Source organism: Streptomyces sp. NL15-2K (assembly GCF_030551255.1).
Lineage (GTDB): Bacteria > Actinomycetota > Actinomycetes > Streptomycetales > Streptomycetaceae > Streptomyces.
This window is the reverse complement of record NZ_CP130630.1, coordinates 3,860,562-3,881,849: the sequence shown is the minus strand read 5'-3', so window position 1 is coordinate 3,881,849 and position 21,288 is coordinate 3,860,562. Positions and strand designations below refer to the sequence as shown.

The following is a 21,288-nucleotide window of genomic DNA, read 5'->3' as shown; positions in this document are numbered from 1 at the left end:
GGGTCCTTTCAGACTCGGGCGAGTGCGGATTCCTCGGCGGATCCCTTGGCGGGTCCCTTGGCGGGTCCTTTGGCGGGTCCCTCGGCGGATCCCTTGGCGGGTCCCTTGGCGGATCCCTTGGCGGATCCCTGAACGGGCGTGACGTACTGGTTGGCGGGGCGCGGGAGGCCGTATCGCTCCCGCAGGGTCCGGCGCGGGCCGTATTCCGTGCGGAGCAGGCCGCGGGTGCGCAGGATCGGGACGACGTGGTCGACGAAGGTGTCGAGGCCCGAGGGCAGGACCGCGGGCATGATGTTGAAGCCGTCGGCGGCACCGTGCGTGAACCAGGTCTCGATCGCGTCGGCGACCTGCTCGGGCGTGCCCGCGAAGGTGAGGTGCCCCCGGCCGCCGCCGAGCCGCCCGATCAACTGCCGCACGGTGAGGCGTTCGCGCCGGCCGAGCTCGACGATGAGCGTGTAGCGGCTCTTGGCACCCTCGATGGCACTCTCCGGCGGCAGGTCGGCGGGGAGTCGGGCGTCCAACTCCAGTGTCCCCGGTTCCAGTTGCAGCAGGCTCTCCAGCCGGGCCACGCCGTGCGTGTACACGATGTGGTCTTCGAGGAGCTGCTCCTTGGCACGGGCCTCCGCCTCCGTCGACCCGATCACCGGCACGATCCCGGGCAGCACCTTGATGTGGTCGGGGTCGCGACCGGCCGCGGCCGTACGGGACTTGAGGTCGGCGTAGAAGGCCTGCGCGTCCTCGATGGTCTGCTGGGCGGTGAACACGGCCTCCGCGTACCGCGTCGCGAAGCGTTTCCCGTCCTCGCTCGACCCCGCCTGCACCAGCAGCGGGTAACCCTGCGGGGTGCGCGGCACGTTGAGGGCGCCCTCGACGCTGAAGTACGTCCCCTGGTGCCGGGGTGGATGGATCTTCGTGTCGTCGCCCCAGACGCCGGCCGCCTTGTCGGCGACGATCGCGTCGTCCTCCCAGCTGTCCCAGAGCTTCAACGCCACATCGAGGAACTCGGCGGCGCGGGCATACCGCCCGGCGTGCGCGGGTTCGGCGGCGAGACCGAAGTTGCGGGCGGCCTCGGCACCGGCCGTGGTGACGATGTTCCAGCCCGCCCGGCCGCCGCTGATGATGTCGAGCGAGGCGAACTTGCGGGCCAGGTTGTAGGGGGAGTTGTAGGAGGTGGAGGCGGTGGCGATCAGGCCGATGTGCTCGGTGGCCGTCGCCAGCGCGGTCAGCAGGGTGAGCGGCTCCAGGGCGCCGGCGGGCCGCTGGGCCAGGTTGCCCCACAGCTGCGGTCCGTCGGCCAGGAAGAGGGAGTCGAAGGTGCCGCGTTCGGCGATCCGGGCGAGGCGGACGTAGTGCGCGAGGTCCACGTGCGCGTACGGGTCGCTCTCCGGCAGCCGCCACGAAGCCTCGTGGTGGCCGGTGTTCATCAGGAACGCGTTGAGATGCAGCTGTCTGGTGGTCACTGGTGGTCCTCCGTCACGCCGAGCGCGGCCAGCAGCCGCTCCCGGTACTCGCCCAGCAGCGGATCCCGGTAGGAGCGCGGGTGCGGGCGGTCGATGGTCAGGTCGAGGCCGATACGGCCCTGGTCGAGGACGAGGACCCGGTCGGCGAGCACGATCGCCTCGTCCACGTCGTGGGTGACGAGCAGCACGGAGGGCCGGTGGCGCTCCCACAGCTGCCTCAGCAGGACGTGCATCCGGATCCGGGTGAGCGCGTCGAGGGCGCCGAACGGCTCGTCGGCCAGCAGGAGTTCCGGCTCGCGGACCAGAGAGCGGGCCAGGGCGGCACGCTGGGCCTCGCCGCCGGACAGCTCGCTCGGCCAGGCCCGTTCGCGGCCCTTCAGGCCCACTTCGGCGAGGGCCTCGCGACCCTTCCGGTCGGCCTCCTTGCCGTCGAGGCCGAGCAGGACGTTGTCGAGGACGCGCTGCCAGGGCAGCAGCCGGGAGTCCTGGAAGACGACCGACACCCGTTCCGGCGCGGTCAGCCGACCGCTCCCCGCCACCTCGTGGTCGAGGCCGGCGACCGCCCGCAGCAGCGTGCTCTTGCGGCGTGGGCGCCCTTGGACGCGTACTGCTGGAGATAGGCGGGCGCCTGCTGGTTGGCGAGCGGCGCGATGTCCACCTGCCCCGACTGAAGCGCCGTGAGGAACTGGTTGCTGGTCAGCGGTACGAGCTTCACGTCGTCGTACGCCAGCCCGGCCTTCTTCAACGCCCGCAGGAGTACGACACCTTGCGCCTGGCCCTGCGAAAACGCCAGCTTCGTCCCCTTGAAGTCCTCGACCGAGCGGATGTCGCTGCCCGGCTTGGTGGCGAAGAGGTAGTTCGGCTTGCGGGTGACGTTGATCGCGACGATTTTCGCGTCGTAGCCCTGGAACTGCGCCTGGATCGGCGGGATGCCCGCGTTGTTGGCGATGTCCAGGGATCCGGCGCGGAAGGCGTTGATGACATCGGGTCCGGCGCCGATGTTCGCCCAGCTGCTCACCTTGAAGGGAAGCCGGCCGAACTTCGCGAGCCTGAATTGGAGTTGCTGGACGCTCTGGTACGAGGCGACCTTCAGGCTGGTGCCGGCGGGGACCGTCTTCGCCAGCGGCTCGGAGAGGGACGTCTTCGAGGCCGCCGCGCTGTCGCCCGCGCAGCCGCTGAGGCCTGCGGCAGCGGCGGAGACGCCGAGCAGGGAGGTGAGAAAGAGCCGCCGGTCGATTCCGGGCAGGGGTGGGGAAGGCATGGGAGGACTCCGTAAGCCGAGAAGTGAAGCGAGAAGTGAAGCGAGAAGTGAAGCGAGAAGTGAAGGGAAACGCGCGCGCGATGCCGGGCAGCGGAAAGCCCGGGCCCGACAAGGGAATTCACGCGGGAAGAGAGGTGGGCGCGCGCTTCAAGCGCGGCAACGCGTCAGCAACAGAGGGTGCGACAGCTCATGACCAGGATGTTCCTTCCCTCGGAGGGGGCCTGTCAACATTCCGCATTTCTGAATTAATTCCGCTCAGGTGAAACGCCCAACGGATCCCGATAGAGCACGTCCAGAGCGACTGATCCACCCGCCACGGCAAGCACGGAATCCGCGAAACTCGTCGGCACCACGGCCGCCGCCCGCTCCGCCCCGACCTCGTCCCGCAGCGCGGAAAGGCAGTCCTCACGATGCAGGACGCCGATCTCGGTGACGACGACGGTCTCCGGATTGAGCACGTCGAGCAGCAGACCGACCGCCCGCCCGACCCGACGCGCACGGTCCACCAACAGCCCTGCGGCGGCCAGGTCGCCGTCGGCCGCCGCGGCGACCACGTGCATCGGGTTCACGCCGTCGGTGACACCCGCCTCCCGCGCCCGCCGGCACAGCGTGCGCTCGCTCAACTCGGCCTGGAGGCAGCCGGTACGCCCGCACTCGCACACCTCCGTGCCGCCCGGCACCGGCAGATGCGCGATGGCGCCCGCCTGGCTGCGCGGCCCGTGGTGCACCTCGTCGTGGGTGGCGAACGCCGCGTCGACCACGTTGCCGACGAACAGGTGCAGCACGCTCCTGCTGCCACGTGCCCGCCCGAACAGGCGCTCTGCGTTGACCAACGCCCGCGCATGTCCGTCCACATGGACCGGCAGCCCGGTGTGTGCGCCGACCACATCGCGCACCGGCACATCCCGCCAGCCCAGCAGCGGGTGCGCGACCACGGTCCCGGAGTCCCGGTCCACCCAGCCGCCGACGGCCACACCGATACCCAGCGGCCGGCACTCCGGGGCCCCGTCGAGCAGTGTGGCCAGCCCGTCGGCGGCCCGCGTCAGCACCTGACCGGGCTCGACAGCCCCGGCCACGTGCTTCAACTGCCGCTCGGCCACCACCCGGCCGCGCAGATCCAGCAGCGCGACCGTGGTGTAGGGCACGGCCACATGGATGGCGCCCACAACGAACCGTGAGTCGTCCAGGTCGACCGGCACATGTGGCCGGCCCACACCCTTCGACTGCCGGGGCGCGGCGCACTCACGGATCAGACCGGCCCGCGCGAAGCGGGCGCAGTAGTCGGTCACCGACGCCGGGGACAGCCCGGTCAGCCGGGCGATGGTGCTGCGCGCGACCGGCCCGTGCTCCAGCACGGAGCGCAGCACGACACTCGCACTGGTTCGGCGCCGGTCGGGATCGGCGGCGCGCGGAATCGAAGAGACGGGAGACGAAGAGGGGGCAGGAGGGTGTGCAGCCGTGGTACGGGGCATGGGAATCTTCCTCGGGAACGGGTCCGACAGCGCGCCGTCTCATGAGTCGAGGCGCACCGGATCCGCTCCGCCCGCCCCGACCTACCGGCGGCGACAGACGGCCGTGCCCACGCGTCGCAGGTCGACGTGGCGACGCGACGAGAAGTTCCGGGCCTGGGCAACCATGCGCCCGAAGCTAGCAAAACGGTCCCCCGCTGCCCAGACGGCGACCGACGGGCGAGACGGCGGGTGTCCACGCGGCGATCCCCTTGGTGGGATCCGACAGATCCGGCCCGCCGCCCCTCCGTATCCCACACCACGTCACCTCAGTGACCAGCATCACCCCGAACACCGTGTAATCCCCATCCTTTGTCCGGAGCCCACCAAGCCCGCGCTCCACCCTTTGTCGAGCGCTGACGGTGATCGGCGCGAAGGCGCTGGGATAGCGTCGCCGTGTCCCCCGTGCCCTTACACCCCGCGGAGTCCCCATGAGCACCGCCGCCGTCGCCCCCGCTCGCCCGGGACAGGTCCTCGCCGACCTGCTCCCCGTCTCCCGTGTCCGGGACGTGGCCCTCGTGGTCGGCGGCGCCGCGCTCACCGGCCTGGCCGCCCAGATCGCGGTGCCCGTGCCGGGCTCCCCGGTGCCGGTGACCGGCCAGACCTTCGCCGCGCTGCTGGTCGGCACCACGCTCGGCGCGAGCCGCGGCCTCTCCGCGCTCGTCCTGTACGCGCTGGCCGGTCTCGCCGGTGTGCCGTGGTTCGCGGGCGGCACCTCCGGGGTCTCCGCCTCCTTCGGCTACATCCTCGGCATGCTGCTCGCCTCCGCCGCCGTGGGTGCCCTGGCCCGCCGCGGCGCCGACCGCTCGATGCTCCGGATGGCGGGCACGATGCTGGTGGGCGAGGCGATCATCTACGCCGTCGGTGTCCCGTACCTCGCCTACGCGGCCGACCTCTCGATGTCCGCCGCGATCGCGGCCGGCCTGACGCCGTTCCTGATCGGCGACGCCGTGAAGGCGGCCCTGGCGATGGGCCTGCTGCCCTCCGCCTGGAAGCTCGTCAAGCGCTGACCCGGTAGCCGTTCCGGAAGAGGTTCGCCGGGTCGTACTGCGACTTCAGCCCGGCGAGCCTCTTGCGCGTCTCCGCGTCGTACAGCCCCTCGCTCCGATCGCCCGCCCCGAACGCGAAGTTCACCGCCCGCCCGAGCGTGACGGGCGCGAGCAGCGCGAAGGCGGGATCCAGGATCCGGCGGACCTCCTGGCGATCCCCCACCGCCAACAACCGCAGCAGAAAACGCCCTTCGCGGTACGGCACGCAGTTCGGCGCGGGCCGTGACAGCGCCCCGCCGAGGTGATTGACCTGTACGACGCACATGGTGCCGTCGCCCGTGTCCGGCCCGGTACGGGCGAGCAACTCGGCGGCCTTCTCCGTGTCCAGCTCGCTCAGCACCGCGCTGTCGCCGTAGTAGGCGTGCGGGAAGTCCGGGTCACTGTGGATGGTGTGGCTCTCGGCGTACGGCATCTCGCGCAGCGAGTCGGCGAGCACCGGCCCGATCTCCCGCAACGGGGCGACGAGTCGCTCACCGTCGGCGCCGGTGTGAGCGACCCGCACGGAGACGACGTACCGCCCGCGCAGCCGCGGCGGCAACGCCGGAATGTCCGGATACGGTACGGCGGCGAAGGACGAGGTCAGGCTGTCGGGCACGGTCCGCGTCCACTCCTCGTACGCCCGCAGCACGACCGCCGGACCGACCTCCCGTCCGTCGAACGCGAGCGAGCCGCCGTAGAGCGTGCGCACGGGCACGAGGCCGATCTCCATCTCGGTGACGACGCCGAAGGCGTGGCCGCCGCCGAGCAGCGCCCAGTAGAGCTCGGGGTCGGACGCCCGGGTGACGTGCCGCAGTCGGCCGTCGGCGGTGACGATGTCGAGGGCGCGCACGTGGTCGGCCGCGTAGCCGAACTCCCTCGCCAGGATGCCGAGTCCGCCACCCAGCGTGTACGACACGGCGCCGACGCCGGGCGCGGAGCCGTTGAGGGGCGCGAGCCCGTACGGTTCGGCGGCGGCCACGACCTGGCTCCAGCGCACGCCGGCCTGGACGCGGACGGTGCGGGCCGCCGGATCGACGTACACGCCGTCCATGCGCTTCGTGGTGACGAGAACACCGCCCTCCGACGGGCCGGGCAGGCCGTGCCCGGTGGCCTGGACGCCGATCGGCAGGTTCCGGTCGGCCGCGTGCCGGACGGCGGCGATCACGTCGCCGGAGGAACGGGCGGCGACGATCACGGCGGGCCGCTGGGTGAACCCGGTCTGGAAACCGGCGAGTTCGTCGTCGTAGCCGGGGTCGCCGGGGCGCAGTACGTGCAGGTTTGTGGTGCTGTCTGCGGTGCCGTCTGTGGTCTCGGTCAGGGAGTTCATGCGGCTGATGCTGGAGGCATAACCTGACAGGTGCCGTCAGGTTATGCCTCCAGGTTCCAGGTTCGGGGTTGCTCGGTGACGTCGCGGCGTCAGCTCTCCCGCTGCCGTGCCGGCTGCCGCCGCTGCGACCACCACAGCCCGGCCACACCGGCGGCCATCAGCGCCGCGCCCGCCGCGCCCAGCGGCAGGACGTCACGCTCCACACCGGTCTTGGGCAGCTCGTCGCCGCCCGGTCCCACCGGCTTGTTGTCGGTGCCGAGCAGCAGCGGGGTGGCGGGAGCGTTCGGCGACGGGTTCGTCGTACCGAACGGAACCGGTCCCTGCTGCCAGAACGTCTTCTTTCCGTCGCTGGTCTGCACCGGCAGACAGATCTTCCCGGTCTTGCTCAGGTCGAACGTCGCGTCGACGGCGTACGACTTCGACTGGCCGGCCGCGAGATTGTCGATGGGGCAGCTGAAACCGCTGTTCGAGCCCTCCGGAAGATTCTTTTCGTCGATCGGAGAGCAGCCTTGAACATTCTTGACCATGAGCCCGTCAAAACCGACGACCCACAGCCGGATCTTGCCGCTGTCCTTGGTTCCCTCGTTCTTCGCCGTGGCGGTGATCTCCGTTTCCTGCGAACCGTTGTCCACCGAGATCTTCCCGGGCAGCAGCGTGGTCAGCTTCACCCCCGTCGGCGCCTCGTCAACGGCTTTTCCCCCCTTGCTGCTCCCAGGTCCCTGGTCATCCGCGGCGGCGGTGGCGGAAAGCACCATCACCGCCGAGAAAGATGCCGTGACCAGCGACACCGCGATGGTCGTCATACGACGAGAACTCATGTTCGTCCCCCTTGGCTGCGCCTGAATTCGCAGTACTTGAAGAGGTACCACAAGATTTCTCCGCACTATGCTGGTACGGCGCGAAGTGTGACCATCGTGTTTCAGTCGGGAAGGTCCGGAAGACATTAGGGGGGTGCAGCGGATTGCCGGGGAATGTGAGCGGCGGTGGAATTCCAGGGGTGTTGGTGGCGGGGCGCTATCGATTGGCCGAAAGTATCGGCCAGGGGGGAATGGGGCGGGTGTGGCGTGCCGCCGACGAAATACTCGACCGGCAGGTCGCCGTCAAGGAGATGCGCATAGACGGCCTGGACGCCGAGGACACCCGCACCCGGCGCGAACGCACCCTGCGCGAGGCCAGGGCCACGGCCCGGATCGACCACCCCAACGTCGTGCGGGTGTACGACGTCGTGGACGAGGGCGAACGCCTTTGGATCGTCATGGAGTTGGTCGTCGGCCGCTCCCTGGAACGGATCCTGACGGAGCAGGGCCCACTGGGCCCGCGCGAGGCGGCACTGCTCGGACTCGGGCTGGTGGAGGCGCTGCGGCAGGTGCATGCCCGGGGCGTCCTGCACCGGGACATCAAACCCGGAAACGTCCTGGTGGAGGGCTGGGAGAGTGGCGGACGACGGATCGTCCTCACGGACTTCGGCATCGCCGCGATCCAGGACGCCAAGGCGCTCACCATGGTCGGCATGCTGGTCGGCTCGCCCGACTACATGGCCCCCGAGCGCGTCTCCGGCCGCCCCCAGGGCCCGCCGTCCGACATATGGTCCCTCGGCGCGACACTGTGCGCGGCCCTGGGTGGCCGCTCCCCGTTCACCCGCGAGACCACGCTGGCGACCCTGCACGCGGTCCTGTACGAGGAGCCCGAACTCCCCGCCACGGCGGGCCCGTTGCGGGACATCCTGGCCGCGCTGCTGGAGAAGGATCCGTCGGTTCGGCCCGGGTTGGAGGATCTGGAGACCTCGCTGCGGTCACTTGCGTATCCGGTGCCTACGCCGACGGTGCCAGTGGTGCTGGCGGAGGGGGCTTCGGAGGGAGGGGCTTCGGAGGTCGAGGGTCCTGAGGGGGTGCCTTTGACTGGGGTGCCTTTGATGGGGGTGCCTTCGGAGGGCGGGGCTGAGGAGGAGGCGGCTGAGTGGCGTGGCGAGGGGAGTGGGCCGGAACCAGCGGGTGACGCCGGGACGGAGCGGCCGGGGACAGTGGTGGAGCCGGTGGTGCTGGGGATGCCGCCGGCACCGGGGACTCCGGGCGCGCCAGGCACGCCGGCGGCGCCAGGCACGCCGGCGGCGCTGGAGACGCCTGAGGTGCCGGACGTCGACGACCCGAGGCCTTCCCTCCCCGTGGCACCGCACGAGTCACCTGGCTCACCCACTCCGGGTTCCCGTGAGACCCGGTTCCTGGGCAGGGCGCGCGACGCCAGGCAGCCCGGGTTGATGGCTGGAGTCCAGCCTGGTTCTGAGCCCGATCCCGAGTCCCAGCCCGAGCCCGAACGGGGTGCTGCGTCTGATGCCGAGCCCGGGGATGAGCACGAGTCCGGGGCTGAGCGCGAGCCCGGTGGTGAGCTCGGGTCTGCGCCAGGACCCGGACCCGGGCCAGGACCCGGACCCGGGCCAGGACCCGGACCCCGACCCGAGCCCGCCCCCGATCCCGAGGCCAGGCACGAGGAGCCCGAACCTGGGGCCGAGCCCATCCACGACGCGATACCGCACGCCCTCCCGGACGGCACACCTGCGCCCCCCGATCCCGCCGCGCAGTCCGCGCAGTCCGCGCAGTCCGCGCAGTCCGCGTCTTCCGCGCCCCTCGCCCCGTCGGCACCCCTGGTCCCACCAACTCCCAACGCCTCCACCGAGGCCGCCTCCGAGAGGTGCTCGGAGACCCGCTCCGAGACCCCGTCCGGCAACTCCGTGGGAGGCGCACATCGAGGGGCCGTACCCCCTGGGCCAGGTGCGGGTGTGAGTGCGGGCGCAAGTGCCGACCCTCGTATCGGTGCGGGTGTCTCGCCGGCCCGCGCGGAGGCGGAGACCGAGAGCCGCCCGGCGCCGGCGCCCGGCCCCGGGTCCACCCCTGATCCCGGCCCTGCCCCCCGTCCCCTCCCCATGCCGCCAGGCGAACCGCCCGGCCCTGCCCTCCCGGCCGACACCCCCCGCCGCACCCGCCGTCGTACCGCCCTCATCGCCGCCGCAAGCGTCCTCACCACTGGTGCCGTCGTCGTGGTCGTGCTCGCGGCGACCTTCGGATCGCCGGACGACACCAGGGCGGGATCCGCACCGTCGTCGTCCGCGTCGTCGCAGGCCCCGTCCGGCAGCACCCCGAGCGAGAGCCCGTCGCCCACGGTCGGGGGCACGTCCAGGCCGCAGAGCTTGCCGCCGGGCGCGCACCGCGAGGCCGGCGGGTTCGCGTGGGCGACGCCCGACGGCTGGCGGCGGGACGTGAAGACGGGCGCCGAGGTGCACTACACGTCCCCCGACGGCAAACAGGAGCTGGCGGCCAAGTCCTCCCTCGCCCGCGGCGACCTCATGGAGACCTGGCGGACCTCGGAACAGAACGCCCACCAGGGCCAGGACTACCGGAAGATCCGCCTGGAGGAGACGACGTTCCGCGGCCATCCCGCGGTCGTCTGGGAGTACACCTTCACGCTGGAGGGCGTCCCCTGGCACGCCCGGCTCCTCGGCTTCAACGCGAACGGCAAGTCCTACCAGATCAACACCTGGTACCAGCCGGACATCGAAGCGCAGGCCTTGAAGACGTACGACAAGGTCAAGGACAGCTTCACAGTGCTGTGACCGCAGAACGGAGACGACGGAGCTGACGGAGACGGCGGAGGGCCCTCGGCGCACACGCACCGCGGGCCCTCCGTCGTCTCATCTCATCCCGTGGGGATCAGCCGACCGAGACCTCGTCCTCGTCCTTGTCCTTGTCCTGGTTCTCGTCCTGGACCGCGCCCCGGGCGTTGCCCCGAACCTTGTCCTTGACGAAGGCGATGGCCAGCACCACCGCGGCGACCAGCAGCGACAGCAGCACCGTGTCCCGCCCGTCGTGCTCGGTGTCGGTGAGCATGTACCCGAGCACGAACACGATCAGCGCGGCCGTCGCCCAGGTCAGGTACGGGTACAGCCACATCCTCACCACCAGCTTCTCCGGCGCCTCGGCCTGGATGATCTTCCGCATGCGCAGCTGCGAGAAGCAGATCACCAGCCAGACGAACAGGGCGACCGCCCCACTGGAGTTGACGAGGAAGAGGAAGACGGAGTCGGGGAACTTGTAGTTGAAGAAGACGGCGACGAACCCGAACACCACGGAGGCGATGATCGCCGCGAGCGGCACACCCCGGCTGGTGGTCCGCGCGAAGGCCTTCGGCGCGTCACCGCGCTCGCCGAGCGAGAAGGCCATCCGGGACGCCGTGTACAGGCCGGAGTTGAGGCAGGACAGTACGGACGTCAGCACGATGAAGTTCATGATCTGACCGGCGTGCGCGATACCGAGGGAGTCGAGGGCGGCGACGTACGAGCCGTCGTCCTGGATGGACTGGGCGTCCCACGGCAGCAGGGTCACGACCACGAAGATCGACCCCAGATAGAACACGGCGATACGCCAGATGATGCTGTTGGTCGACTTGGTGACGGCCCGCTGCGGGTTCTCGGACTCACCGGCAGCCAGGGTCGCGATCTCGCTCCCCATGAAGGAGAAGACGACGAGCAGCACACCGGTGAGGATCGCGCCGGGCCCGTTGGGCAGGAAGCCACCGTGGTCGGTGAGGTTGGCCAGGCCCGCCTGATCACTGTCGACGCCGGGCAGCACCCCGAACACGGCGAGGCCGCCCACGACGATGAACGCACCGATCGCCACGACCTTGATCCCGGCGAACCAGAACTCGAACTCGCCGTAGGAGCCCACGGAGACGAGGTTGGTGGCGGTCAGCACCATCATCACGATGAGGGCCCACCCCCACTGGGGAACGGCGGGTATCCACCCTTCGAGGATCTTCGCCCCGGCGGTCGCCTCGACCGCCAGCACGACGACCCAGAAGAACCAGTACAGCCAGCCGATGGAGAACCCGGCCCACGGCCCGAGCGCGCGGTCGGCGTGCGCGGAGAACGAGCCGGACGTCGGGTTGGCGGCGGACATCTCACCGAGCATCCGCATCACCAGCACCACGAGCGTGCCGACGAGGGCGTACGACAGCAGGATGCCGGGCCCGGCGGTGGCGATACCGGTGCTGGAACCCACGAACAACCCGGCCCCGATGACACCACCGATGGCGATCATCGAAAGATGACGGTTCTTGAGTCCTGCCTGGAGACCGCCGCCGGGTTCGCCGGGGGGCTGGGGGCCGTGACCGGCCTTGGGGAGGGTCGGCTGCGAGGTCATGGGACGGAATTCCTTTGCGCCGGTTGAACTGTTCCCCATACGAGCGGTGTACGGGGGGCGTACGAATCGGTCCAGTGAATCGGAGGTAAAGGAATTCGTGAACCTTTGATTCCAGATCGTTACTTGAGCTTTTCCTGAGGTTCTGTAGTGTTGCCCACAGTTTTCTTGGACAGCCCCCGAAGCTGCTGCCCGGAAACAGCCGTGTCACACTCGTCCCATGCGCGTGTATCTCGGCTCCGACCATGCGGGCTTCGAACTCAAGAACCACCTCGTCGACTGGCTGAAGGCGGCGGGCCACGACCCGGTCGACTGCGGCCCCCACATCTACGACGCCCAGGACGACTACCCCCCGTTCTGCCTCCGCGCGGCCGAGAGGACGGCGGCGGACCCCGACGCCCTCGGCATCGTGATCGGCGGCTCCGGCAACGGCGAGCAGATCGCGGCGAACAAGGTGAAGGGCGTCCGTGCCGCGCTGGCCTGGAGCGAGGAGACGGCGTCGCTGGGCCGCCAGCACAACAACGCCAACGTCGTCGCGGTGGGCGCGCGCATGCACACGCAGGAGGAGGCGACGAAGTTCGTCGAGACCTTCCTCAACACCCCGTTCTCCGGTGACGAACGCCACATCCGCCGCATCGACATGCTGGCCGACTACGAAACGACGGGCGACCTGCCCCCGATCCCGGCCCACCACCCGCAGCAGTAGGAACCGCCGCCCCGGAGGCCACGGCGACGAAAGGAACCGCACCGTGCCGGAAGGGCACACCATTCACCGGTTGGCCAAGGACTACGCCGCCGCCTTCACCGGCACAGCCCCGCGGGTGACCAGCCCCCAGGGCAAGTTCACCGACGCCGCCACCCTCCTCACCGGAGGCGAACTCACCCACACCGAAGCCCACGGCAAGCACCTCTTCCTCGGCTTCCGCGAGAGCGACTGGGTCCACATCCACCTCGGCCTCTTCGGCAAGGTCACCTTCGGAGCCGCCCCCGCGCCCCCGCCCACGGCCACCGTCCGCCTCCGCCTCGCGAACAGCACGTCGTACGTCGACCTCCGCGGCCCCACGACCTGCGCCCTGATCACCCCCACCGAGAAGGGCGCGATACACGACCGCCTCGGCCCCGACCCCCTGCGCGAGGACGCCGACCCGCAAGTCGCGTACCGACGGATCTCCCGCAGCCGTACGACGGTCGCCGCCCTGCTCATGGACCAGAAGGTCATCGCCGGCGTCGGCAACGTCTACCGCGCCGAGGTCCTCTTCCGGCACCGCATCGACCCGTACCGTGCCGGCAAGGACGTCACCCCCACCGAGTGGGACATGATCTGGACCGACCTCGTCGAACTCATGCACGAGGGCGTCAAGAACAACCGCATCGACACCGTCCGCCCGGAACACACCCCGGAGGCGATGGCCCGCCCGCCGCGCGTCGACGACCACGGCGGCGAGGTCTACGTCTACCGCAGGGCCAACCTGCCCTGCCACATCTGTGGCGGCGAGATCCGCACCGCCGATCTCGCCGCCCGCAACCTCTTCTGGTGCCCGACCTGCCAGAAAAACTGACGTCGGCCTGGAAAGCCCTGCCGCTAGAACCCGTGCGGCAGCCATGGCGACACCACCGACCCGAACCCCACCGCGGCCTCGCCCAACGCCCCCTGCCGAATCTCCCGCACCCGCCCGGCCGCACCCAGCGAAGCCAGGCTCATGCCACCGAGATACGCCGCCCCCAACTCCCGTACGGACAAAGCAAGATCAGCCGCGTCCGTCGTACGACGGCATGACGCCCCCTTCGCGTCCCCCGTCAGCCGCCAACGCCCCGCGTTCCAGGGGCAGAAATCGTCCTCGACCTCGAACACCACGTCCACCGGCGCCTGATACGTCCGCGCCTCCAGCGCGGCCCCGACGTCCACCAGCCGGACGTACAACGAATCCCGCACCCGCAGCCCGCACCGCCGGATGTCGGACACCATGGACAGCCACGGCTCGTCGATCGGCCGCCCCCACGCCTTGAGCGTCGACGTCAGGTCGATCTCGAACAGGAACCGCCACAGCGCGGCATGCGCCGCCGCGTCGAGCGCCTCGGTGTCCCGCAGAAGCACCACCCCCTCGGGCCCGGCGGTCTCCCACTCCGGCTTGACCCGGAACCGCGCGTACCCCACAACCTCGCCACCGCGCTCCGCGACCACGCACTGCAACGGCGACGCCCCGTCCCGTCCGCTCTCCGGATCGAGCAGCGCCAGCCGCTCCCACCCGGGCAGCCGCGCCGGCATCCCCGGTCGGCCGGGCACCTTGCGCGCGTACACCGCCTCGCAGGCGTCGAGGACATCGGCCGGCGCGGCGTACCGCAGGCGTACGTCATCGGTGCCGGGCGGCGCGGACAGCCGTACGCGCGACGTGTCGACCTCGACGTTGACGTGGTGAGTAGCGGCGCCGTACCCGAACCGGCCGTAGATCGCGGGCTCGGAGGCCGTCAGCACCGCCAGCGGCCAGCCCCATTCCCGTACGTCGTCCAGCTGCCGCCGCATCATGGAGCGCAGCACCCCGCGCCGCCGGTGCGTGGCGGCCACGCTCACCATGGTGACGCCCGCGGCCGGCACCGAGGCTTCGCCCGGCACGGTCAGCCGGAAGCTGAACGCCCCCGCCGTCCCCACGCAGACGTCCCCGTCCCACGCGCCGATCGAACGGTCCACCTCCGTGAGCGCGTTCCACAGCTCCCGCTCCTCGGACGGCTCCGGGACGCCACCGAAGGCGCGGATCAGCTTGTCGTACCACTGGTGCCAGTCGTCCGGCCGCAGCACCCGCAAGTCAGTCCCCATGTCAGTGCCCATGGGCCATGCCTATCAGGGCATTGCGGGACCGGCCAGGGAATTTCGGCGTGATGACGGCACGGTTGCTTCCTGTGAAGTTCACTGTGAAGTTGAACCTCGGACGGGGGACAAGTGGGACCTCCCGTGCCAAGCAGCTGGTCCGATGGATAGGGTCCCGAACTAATGGCAGCAGGACGAGAGCGGCGCGCGGAAGCCGAGACGTTCACGGCCCGGTTGAAGATGCAGTGGCACCGGGCCCGCGTCGGCATGCGCCGAAGCGCCGTCGACTACTTCCGGGGGGACGGCTCGGACTGGGTCGCGCTCGCCGGCCTGCTGCTGACCGTCCCGCTGATCGCGGCCACCACCCTGGCGAACTCGGTGTGGTGCTCGCCGGCCGCGCTGGTCCTGCCGATCGTCGCGGGCGGCCTGCTGCTGCGCCCGGCGAGCCTGCTGGGCCTGTACGCGGCGGCGGCGACGGCATTGATCGTGGAGTCGGTGCAGCTGGGGCCCTACACGGAGGGCCCCTCCCGCGTCACCCCCGGCGTCGTGCTCGTGGTCGCCGCGTGCGGCTTCTTCGGCCTGCTGATCGCCCAGTTCCGCAGCCGGGTCGGCGTGCCCTGGCGGCGTGGCGGCACGATGCTCTTCGACCTGCGCGAACGCATCCGGGTACAGAGCAAGCTGCCGCAGCTGCCGCGGGGCTGGCACCGGGAGATGGCGCTGCGCCCGGCGGGCGGCCAGTCGTTCTCGGGCGACTTCGTGGTCGCGGCGCGTACGAACGGCGGCCGCACGCTGGAGGTCGTCCTCACGGACGTGTCCGGCAAGGGCATGGACGCGGGCTCGCGCGCGCTGCTGCTGTCGGGCGCCTTCGGCGGCCTGCTCGGCTCACTGCCGCCGCACGCGTTCTTGCCGGCGGCGAACGGCTATCTCCTGCGCCAGGACTGGGACGAGGGCTTCGCGACCTCGATCCACCTGGTCCTGGACCTGGACTCGGGAGACTACGAGCTGTACTCCGCGGGGCACCCGCCGGGGCTTCAGCTCAGCGCGGGCAGCGGCCGTTGGGAGGAGAAGACGGCCGAGGGTCCGCTGCTGGGTGTGTACGACGGCGCCCAGTTCGACCCCGTGAAGGGCTCACTCCGCCCCGGCGACGTGTTGATGCTGTTCACGGACGGTCTGGTGGAAACCTCCGACCGGGACATCGTCGAGGGCATAGACCGCCTCACCGGCGAGGCCGACCGCTACGTCGCCGGAGGCTTCCACGGAGCCGCCTGGCACCTGATCGAGGCGGTGGCGAAGGACGTCAACGACGACCGGGCGCTGCTGCTGATCTGCCGAGAGGGGCCGACGGCGGCGATGTCCGCCCGTTGACACACACATTCGCCTCGTTTGCCCACGTACGCTCCCCTGGTTTGGTCATGGGTTTGTGCGACCTCTGTAACTACCCGTGGTTCTCGATTGCCTGAGCAATCGCGAGGTTGGTAGAGATGTAATGCACACGATGTGATGGTGGGGACCCAACGGGGAGGCGTGCATGAAGTTCGACATGGGTGCGCAGACACTGTCCACGCTCCAGCGTGATTCGCGGGGATCGAGCGACGACCTCGGCACGCTGATCCGGCAGTTGGTGCAGGCGGCACAGCCGCTGGAGGGCAAGTTCAACGGTTCGGGCCGAGTGATGTTCGACCAGTTCAAGGCGCGGGCGGACCAGATCACGAGCGACCTCAACGGGTCGCTGTCGGCGATCCTCGGCGGCCAGTCGGGCATGGACTCCGCGTTCAGCTCGGGTGACCAGGAGCAGGGCGACAACGCGCGGCAGCAGATGGGCGCCGCCAACTTCGACGCGGCGCGCTTCGGCGGACGCTGAGCTTTTTTCTGATCTTCTTTCTGCACTTCTCTCTGCGCTTCTTTCTGCGCGGACTGTGCTGATCTTCTTTCAACTTTCGGGGAGTGGTGTGTGATGGCGGGTTCGGGAGCGGACCGTCGCTCGTACGACACGGGCGCGTCGGCGGATGCCCAGTCCAACATCCAGGTGGTCATCGGCCGTCTGGAAGAGGTGATCGCGAACCGTGACCGTCAGGTCAAGGCGGCGATGGCGGACTTCACGGCGGACGGCGTGGCGGACGAGTACCACGGCAAGGAACAGCGGTGGAACAACGCCTCGCAGGAAGTGAAGAACATCATCGGCCTTCTGAAGTCGACGCTGGAGAAGAACGACGGCACGGCGCAGTCGACGATCCAGCGGGCGAAGGCCGCGGTCGACAACATCGGCTGAGGTTCGTGTCGGGCAGGGGGTAGGGCGTAGGGCCGTGGGGTTCTCCATGAGAGGGCCCCAGGCCTGTCTGTAGGGCTGCAGGACTGTCTGTAGGGCCGCAGGACTGTAAAACCGTAGGACTGTGGGAATTTCGGGGATTCGGGGGCTGTCGTGCCGGGCTGGGATCTGAAGCCGCAGGGTATTTCGCATGTTCTGAAGACGACGGGTGAGACGGCGTCGAACCTGGAGAAGTACGCGAAGGCGTTCGGGGAACACCTGACGTCGGCGGCGACGAGCGCGGGCACGGTCTCGGCCGAGGGCGGCGGCGGCGAGGGCGGCGAGAAGGCCGCGGGTGGTCTGGTGGCCCTTGCCTTGTCACAGTATGCGGAGCGGGCGTCGAAGGACCTGCAGTTCGTCGCGGCTCGGGCGGGTAAGTCGTTGCAGGGTGCGGCGGATGCCACGACGGCCTATCTCAACGGCGATCAGGAGATGGCGGCGGAGGCGCAGCGCAACACGCTGTCTGCGCCGAAGCTTGATATGCCGGGGGTGGGCAAGGCGTGATCAAGCCGGACCAGATTCCGCAGTTCACGGGGAACCTGCCGCAACTGGAGATCGACTACGCGGACTTGAAGAAGGACGCGGGTCATGTCCGCAAGACCGGCGAGGATGTGCACTCGCGGTTCCAGGGCCTGTCGGCGTACTACACGGCGCCGGAGGCGGAGCAGCTCTTCGCGACGACGAAGCCGGTGAAGGAGCGGGCGGACGATTTCGCCACGGACCTGGAGACGGTGTCCGGTGCGCTGTCGTCGTACGCGACGGAGATCCGCCCGCTGGTGGACAAGCTGAAGGAGCTGAAGGCCAAGGCCGTCACCTTCGTCGGCTCCGTCAAGGATGACGACGAGTGGGAGTACGACGGCGACAAGGTCGACGAGCACAACCAGCTCAGGGACGACATCACCGCGACGGTGGCGGCGTTCTGGGCCGCGGAACGCACCTGCCACAACAAGATCACCGCCCTGTGGGGCGGCACGCAGATGGTCGCCGGGGACGGCTCCGACCGCAAGGACCAGTACGGCTTCTCCGCCGACGACATGAAGAACGCCCAGGTGCCGTGGGGCGACCCGGTGGAGGAGAAGCACCACTGGTACGAGGTCGGCCACTGGGTGAAGTCCTTCGTCTGGGACGGCCTGATCGTCGACGGCATCTGGGGCACCATCAAGGGCCTCGGCACGCTGGTCGGCTTCGGCGGCTGGGACGCCATGGGCCAGGCCTGGAAGGGCCTCGCCCAGCTCGCCACCGGTCTGGCGATTTCCTCCATCCCTGGGGTGGGGGCGATGTTCTGGACAATGCCCGCCGACCAGATGCCCTCCTGGCTGCGCGACTCCCGTACGGCGATGAAGGAGACCGGCAAGGCGCTGGTGGCGTGGGATCAGTGGGGCAAGAACCCCGCCCGCGCGGCGGGAGCGGTCACCTTCAACGTGGTGACGACCGTGTTCACCGGTGGTGCGGGTGCCGGTGTGGCGGGTGCGGGCAAGGCGGGTGCGGTGGCGAAGGCGCTGTCCGTGGCCGGCAAGGCGGGCCGGGTCATCGACCCCATGACCTACATCGCCAAGGGCGCGGGCGCGGGCCTGTCGAAGATCGGCGACATCGCCGCCAGCCTGAAGGGCGTCGGGAACATCGACATCCCGGCCCTCCCCGAGAACGCGATCACGCTCCCGGAGGGAGCGGTCAAGCTGCCGGATGGCACGGTGAATCTGCCGGAGGGCGCGGCGATCCCGGACGGCGCGACCCGGCTGCCGGACGGCAACGTCAAGCTGCCCGACGACGCCCCGGCGCTGCCGGAAGGCACCACCAGGCTGCCCACGGACGAAGGGGCCCCGGCGCGCTACTACGACCCGGACGGCAACATCCTCGACGAGCGCGGCAACGTCCTCCAGAAGGCCGAGGACGGCCCCGGAGATATTGTCGACCAGCCCGACGCGGGCACCCCGGCCACTGGCGCGGACGTGCCGCGCGTGGACTCCCCAGTCCGGGAACCGGCCCTGGTCGGCGCGGGCGCCCACACCGCCGATCAAGCTGGCCAGCACATCCGCCTGGGCAGCGATCTCGGCGACGTCGGCCGTGTCGGCGATGACGTGCCCACCGCGGCTGCGGTGCATGCGGGTGGCGACGTACCCACCGTCCACGCCGCCGGCGACCTACCGGGCGGCGGGGCGGGTGACCACCTGCCTGGTGGCCGGGCCGACGACCTCAGCAGCGGTCCTACCGCATCGCATGAGCCGCCAAGTGGCCACTCCGGCGGTAATGGCGGCGGCCCGAACGACCCGTATGCTTCCACGCCTGCCCACGAGGGTTCAACGCCGCACGGGCATGCCAGCGATGGAGCGCACCACACGACCGAGAGCGCTGCACATCACGGGACAGGCGACGGCGTGCACCACGGCGGTGAGACAGGCCACGGCGCAGAGGACATCGTGGACCGCAGCAGCGTTCCTGGTATTCCTGGCCTTGACGGTCTCCCGCCGCACGAGATTCCGCACTTCCGTGACAACGTCCCGGACTTCCTTGATGGGATTCCGGACGAATACCGGGCGTCGGACGCCTTTGGCGAGAACTCCCCGATGCCTGCCGCCGGGCCTGGGGACAAGTTCCTGGGACAGCTCGACGAGAGTCGAGTGCAGACTGAGAACGGGTTGATCACACAGATTGACGGGCACTCGGTCGAAAGTTTTATGCAGGCTTTGTCTCGAGAAAGAACCCACGTCTATATCGAGGCAAAGAACACGGGTGACTTCCCGAAGACGGAAACGGGACAGGCTGTTGGTGTGGTTCTGGACAGGCGCACTGGACTCGTCTACGAGGGAATCAACGGTCGGCCGGGCCAACACCTGATCCCCCTCGAAGACCTGCACCCAACGCTTGCCGAGCGCTATCATCAGATCTCGCGGAACAAACCCCACCCCGCTGAATTGCTTGAACACGCTGAGGTGAAGGCGGTCAACCAACTGCTGCACGAGCGCACTAAGCTTGGGCTACCGACCGATACGCAGGCCATGGCTCAGATGCATGCCTCCGTCTACTTTCCCTTTATGAAGGAACCCAACGCGATGGGCGTTAAGGTCGTTCCGAAGAGGGCTCCTTTCTGCGTCAACTGTTCCCACCTGTTGCATGATGTTCCGAGCGGTTCCGGTCGCTTCCTGGGGCACCCGCCGGACATCAACACGAACTACATTCCATGGTGATTCTCATGCAGCGTATCGACCTCGATGATCCCGAGGTGGACCTCGACTATGCCCAGCGACTCCTGTACCGGGGCGAACTCTTCACCGGCGAGGTCGAGGAGTACCTCGCAGGGCATCGGGTGAGTCTCGTGACGTACACGGACGGTTACCGCGACGGCCCGTTCCGCGAGTGGTACAAGAGCGGAGTCCTTCGCGCAGAGGGAACGATGCGGATGGGTTGTCTGTCGGGGGAGTACAAGAGCTGGCACGAGAACGGCGTTCTCGCCACGAAGAAGCTTCACAATGCGGAGGGCGGGACCCCGCTCTCTCACTACGAGTGGGATGAGGAGGGGCGCCCGACCCGCGCTTGGGAGAACACGACTCCGCAAGGGTGACGCACCTGTCCAGCAGCGAGGGGTCCTGGGAGCCGGGCGCCAGAGTCGCCGGCCTGCTCTTCCTGGACTTCGAAGGCGCGCCCGCGAATCCCGATGAAGTCATCAGCGAAGGACTCGACGGCGGCTATCGAGACCGGACCGAGGAATTGGCCGATGTGTTGCGTGACCTGGACGAAGGTCCATGGTCGCGCTTCCTCGCCTGTCTGGCGTTGACACGCTGGGCGGACGAGGCCTACGACGCGGTGGCGGAGGCCGCCCGGACACCCGAATTGGTGCCGTGGCGAGGTGTGTCGTACGACAGGTTCCACAGCCAAGACGACACCTTCTGGCTGCTCGCTGACGCCGTGGGAGACAGCGACGACATGGTCGAAGAACGCGGCACCGGCACTGAGCGTCTGCAAGCCGTGCGGGCTCTGCTGGCCATCGCGGACCGCGTCCAGTTCGACCGGCGCATCGGCGCTCTGCTGCGCCGTGATCTCGTGGTCGACAACCTTGCGGATATCCAGGCGGTCGTGGATCTCGGCATCGTGAGGCTGGCGAAGGAGCAGCTCTCGTTGGACGTACTGGTCAGGTCGGGTGACCGAATCGAGTACGGCGTCCAGCTCAAGGACGTGGATAGTGCCTCGTCCCTCAAGAGCGCGACGCGAGGTATCGCCGAGAAGCAGCTGCTAGGACAGATTGACGGTCAGAAGGTGGCTATCCTGGACGTGCATGACATCAAAGCTGCGCTCACGGACAAGATCCTCGGGCTTGTTGCCCACCGCGCTAGGCTGACGAATGCCACCTTCGTGCTGCGGTTCGAGGATGGCTCGATCACCGTTCCGGCCAACGGCCCTACTTATCCGTAAGGA

The 21,288-nt window shown here is 69.4% G+C and carries 17 protein-coding genes and 2 pseudogenes; 11 read left to right on the top strand and 8 right to left on the bottom strand.

The genetic code is table 11. From position 1 onward, the window contains the following. Positions 1-8 precede the first annotated feature (8 nt). The 4 genes and pseudogenes from Q4V64_RS17080 to Q4V64_RS17065 all read right to left on the bottom strand — a co-directional run bounded on the left by Q4V64_RS17080 (position 9) and on the right by Q4V64_RS17065 (position 4,193). Positions 9-1,460: an LLM class flavin-dependent oxidoreductase gene (locus Q4V64_RS17080; protein ID WP_253267170.1), complete on the bottom strand. Its 1,452-nt coding sequence runs from the start codon at positions 1,458-1,460 to the stop codon at positions 9-11. Continuing rightward, a pseudogene (locus tag Q4V64_RS17075) lies at positions 1,457-2,041 on the bottom strand (ABC transporter ATP-binding protein); the annotation flags it as partial. The pseudogene Q4V64_RS17075 and the gene Q4V64_RS17080, both read right to left, overlap by 4 nt. A 5-nt stretch (positions 2,042-2,046) precedes the next feature. Then, positions 2,047-2,721 (bottom strand): annotated as a pseudogene (locus tag Q4V64_RS17070) (ABC transporter substrate-binding protein); the annotation flags it as partial. A 245-nt stretch (positions 2,722-2,966) separates the two neighbouring features. After that, positions 2,967-4,193 carry an ROK family protein gene (locus Q4V64_RS17065; RefSeq protein ID WP_124442270.1) on the bottom strand — a complete coding sequence of 409 codons (1,227 nt, stop codon included), beginning with the start codon at positions 4,191-4,193 and terminating at the stop codon, positions 2,967-2,969. A gap of 467 nt (positions 4,194-4,660) precedes the next feature. Here Q4V64_RS17065 and Q4V64_RS17060 point away from each other — a divergent pair, with 467 nt between their 5' ends. After that, a complete protein-coding gene (locus Q4V64_RS17060; RefSeq protein ID WP_124442271.1) occupies positions 4,661-5,239 on the top strand; it encodes a biotin transporter BioY in 579 nt (192 codons plus the stop codon). On the opposite strand, the gene Q4V64_RS17055 is transcribed toward Q4V64_RS17060, so the two are convergent. After that, on the bottom strand, positions 5,229-6,584 hold the full coding sequence (locus Q4V64_RS17055) for an FAD-binding oxidoreductase (RefSeq protein WP_124442272.1): 1,356 nt from the start codon (positions 6,582-6,584) through the stop codon (positions 5,229-5,231). The two genes, Q4V64_RS17060 and Q4V64_RS17055, sit on opposite strands and share 11 nt — an antisense overlap. Before the next feature lie 89 nt (positions 6,585-6,673). Next, positions 6,674-7,402 (bottom strand): LPXTG cell wall anchor domain-containing protein, encoded by a 729-nt coding sequence (locus tag Q4V64_RS17050; protein WP_124442273.1) that lies wholly within the window; start codon positions 7,400-7,402, stop codon positions 6,674-6,676. A 230-nt stretch (positions 7,403-7,632) separates the two neighbouring features. Between Q4V64_RS17050 and Q4V64_RS17045 the strand changes: the two genes are divergently transcribed. Next, positions 7,633-10,188 (top strand): serine/threonine-protein kinase, encoded by a 2,556-nt coding sequence (locus tag Q4V64_RS17045; RefSeq protein ID WP_253267172.1) that lies wholly within the window; start codon positions 7,633-7,635, stop codon positions 10,186-10,188. Between the two features lie 97 nt (positions 10,189-10,285). Here Q4V64_RS17045 and Q4V64_RS17040 read toward each other — a convergent pair whose 3' ends face one another. Then, a complete protein-coding gene (locus Q4V64_RS17040) occupies positions 10,286-11,773 on the bottom strand; it encodes an amino acid permease (protein ID WP_253267171.1) in 1,488 nt (495 codons plus the stop codon). A gap of 217 nt (positions 11,774-11,990) precedes the next feature. Between Q4V64_RS17040 and Q4V64_RS17035 the strand changes: the two genes are divergently transcribed. Next, positions 11,991-12,476, top strand: coding sequence for a ribose-5-phosphate isomerase (locus Q4V64_RS17035; protein ID WP_124442274.1), 486 nt, complete (start codon positions 11,991-11,993; stop codon positions 12,474-12,476). A 43-nt stretch (positions 12,477-12,519) separates the two neighbouring features. Beyond that, complete coding sequence (locus tag Q4V64_RS17030) at positions 12,520-13,329, top strand: DNA-formamidopyrimidine glycosylase family protein (protein WP_124442275.1); 810 nt, start codon at positions 12,520-12,522, stop codon at positions 13,327-13,329. Between the two features lie 23 nt (positions 13,330-13,352). Here the strand turns inward: Q4V64_RS17030 and Q4V64_RS17025 are convergent, their stop codons facing one another. Continuing rightward, positions 13,353-14,582 (bottom strand): GNAT family N-acetyltransferase, encoded by a 1,230-nt coding sequence (locus Q4V64_RS17025; RefSeq protein WP_124442276.1) that lies wholly within the window; start codon positions 14,580-14,582, stop codon positions 13,353-13,355. Positions 14,583-14,756: 174 nt separating this feature from the next. On the opposite strand from Q4V64_RS17025, the gene Q4V64_RS17020 reads away from it, so the two are divergent. The 7 genes from Q4V64_RS17020 (at position 14,757) to Q4V64_RS16990 (ending at position 21,285) form a co-directional block, all read left to right on the top strand. Continuing rightward, the gene (locus tag Q4V64_RS17020; RefSeq protein ID WP_124442277.1) at positions 14,757-15,938 is read left to right on the top strand and encodes a PP2C family protein-serine/threonine phosphatase; all 1,182 of its coding nucleotides are present in this window, start codon (positions 14,757-14,759) and stop codon (positions 15,936-15,938) included. Between the two features lie 163 nt (positions 15,939-16,101). Next, entirely contained in the window at positions 16,102-16,434 is a 333-nt protein-coding gene (locus Q4V64_RS17015; RefSeq protein ID WP_124442278.1) for a hypothetical protein, read from the top strand. 93 nt (positions 16,435-16,527) lie between these two features. Beyond that, positions 16,528-16,842 (top strand): pore-forming ESAT-6 family protein, encoded by a 315-nt coding sequence (locus Q4V64_RS17010; protein ID WP_124442279.1) that lies wholly within the window; start codon positions 16,528-16,530, stop codon positions 16,840-16,842. Positions 16,843-16,992: 150 nt separating this feature from the next. Continuing rightward, entirely contained in the window at positions 16,993-17,382 is a 390-nt protein-coding gene (locus Q4V64_RS17005; protein WP_124442280.1) for a DUF6507 family protein, read from the top strand. Continuing rightward, positions 17,379-20,063, top strand: a complete 2,685-nt coding sequence (locus Q4V64_RS17000; RefSeq protein WP_124442281.1) for a YwqJ-related putative deaminase — start codon at positions 17,379-17,381, stop codon at positions 20,061-20,063. Before Q4V64_RS17005 ends, Q4V64_RS17000 begins: the two co-directional genes overlap by 4 nt. A gap of 5 nt (positions 20,064-20,068) precedes the next feature. Continuing rightward, positions 20,069-20,437, top strand: coding sequence for a hypothetical protein (locus Q4V64_RS16995; protein WP_124442282.1), 369 nt, complete (start codon positions 20,069-20,071; stop codon positions 20,435-20,437). Next, positions 20,434-21,285 carry a hypothetical protein gene (locus tag Q4V64_RS16990; protein ID WP_216377657.1) on the top strand — a complete coding sequence of 284 codons (852 nt, stop codon included), beginning with the start codon at positions 20,434-20,436 and terminating at the stop codon, positions 21,283-21,285. The genes Q4V64_RS16995 and Q4V64_RS16990 overlap by 4 nt, the downstream gene beginning before the upstream one ends. Positions 21,286-21,288: the final 3 nt, after the last annotated feature.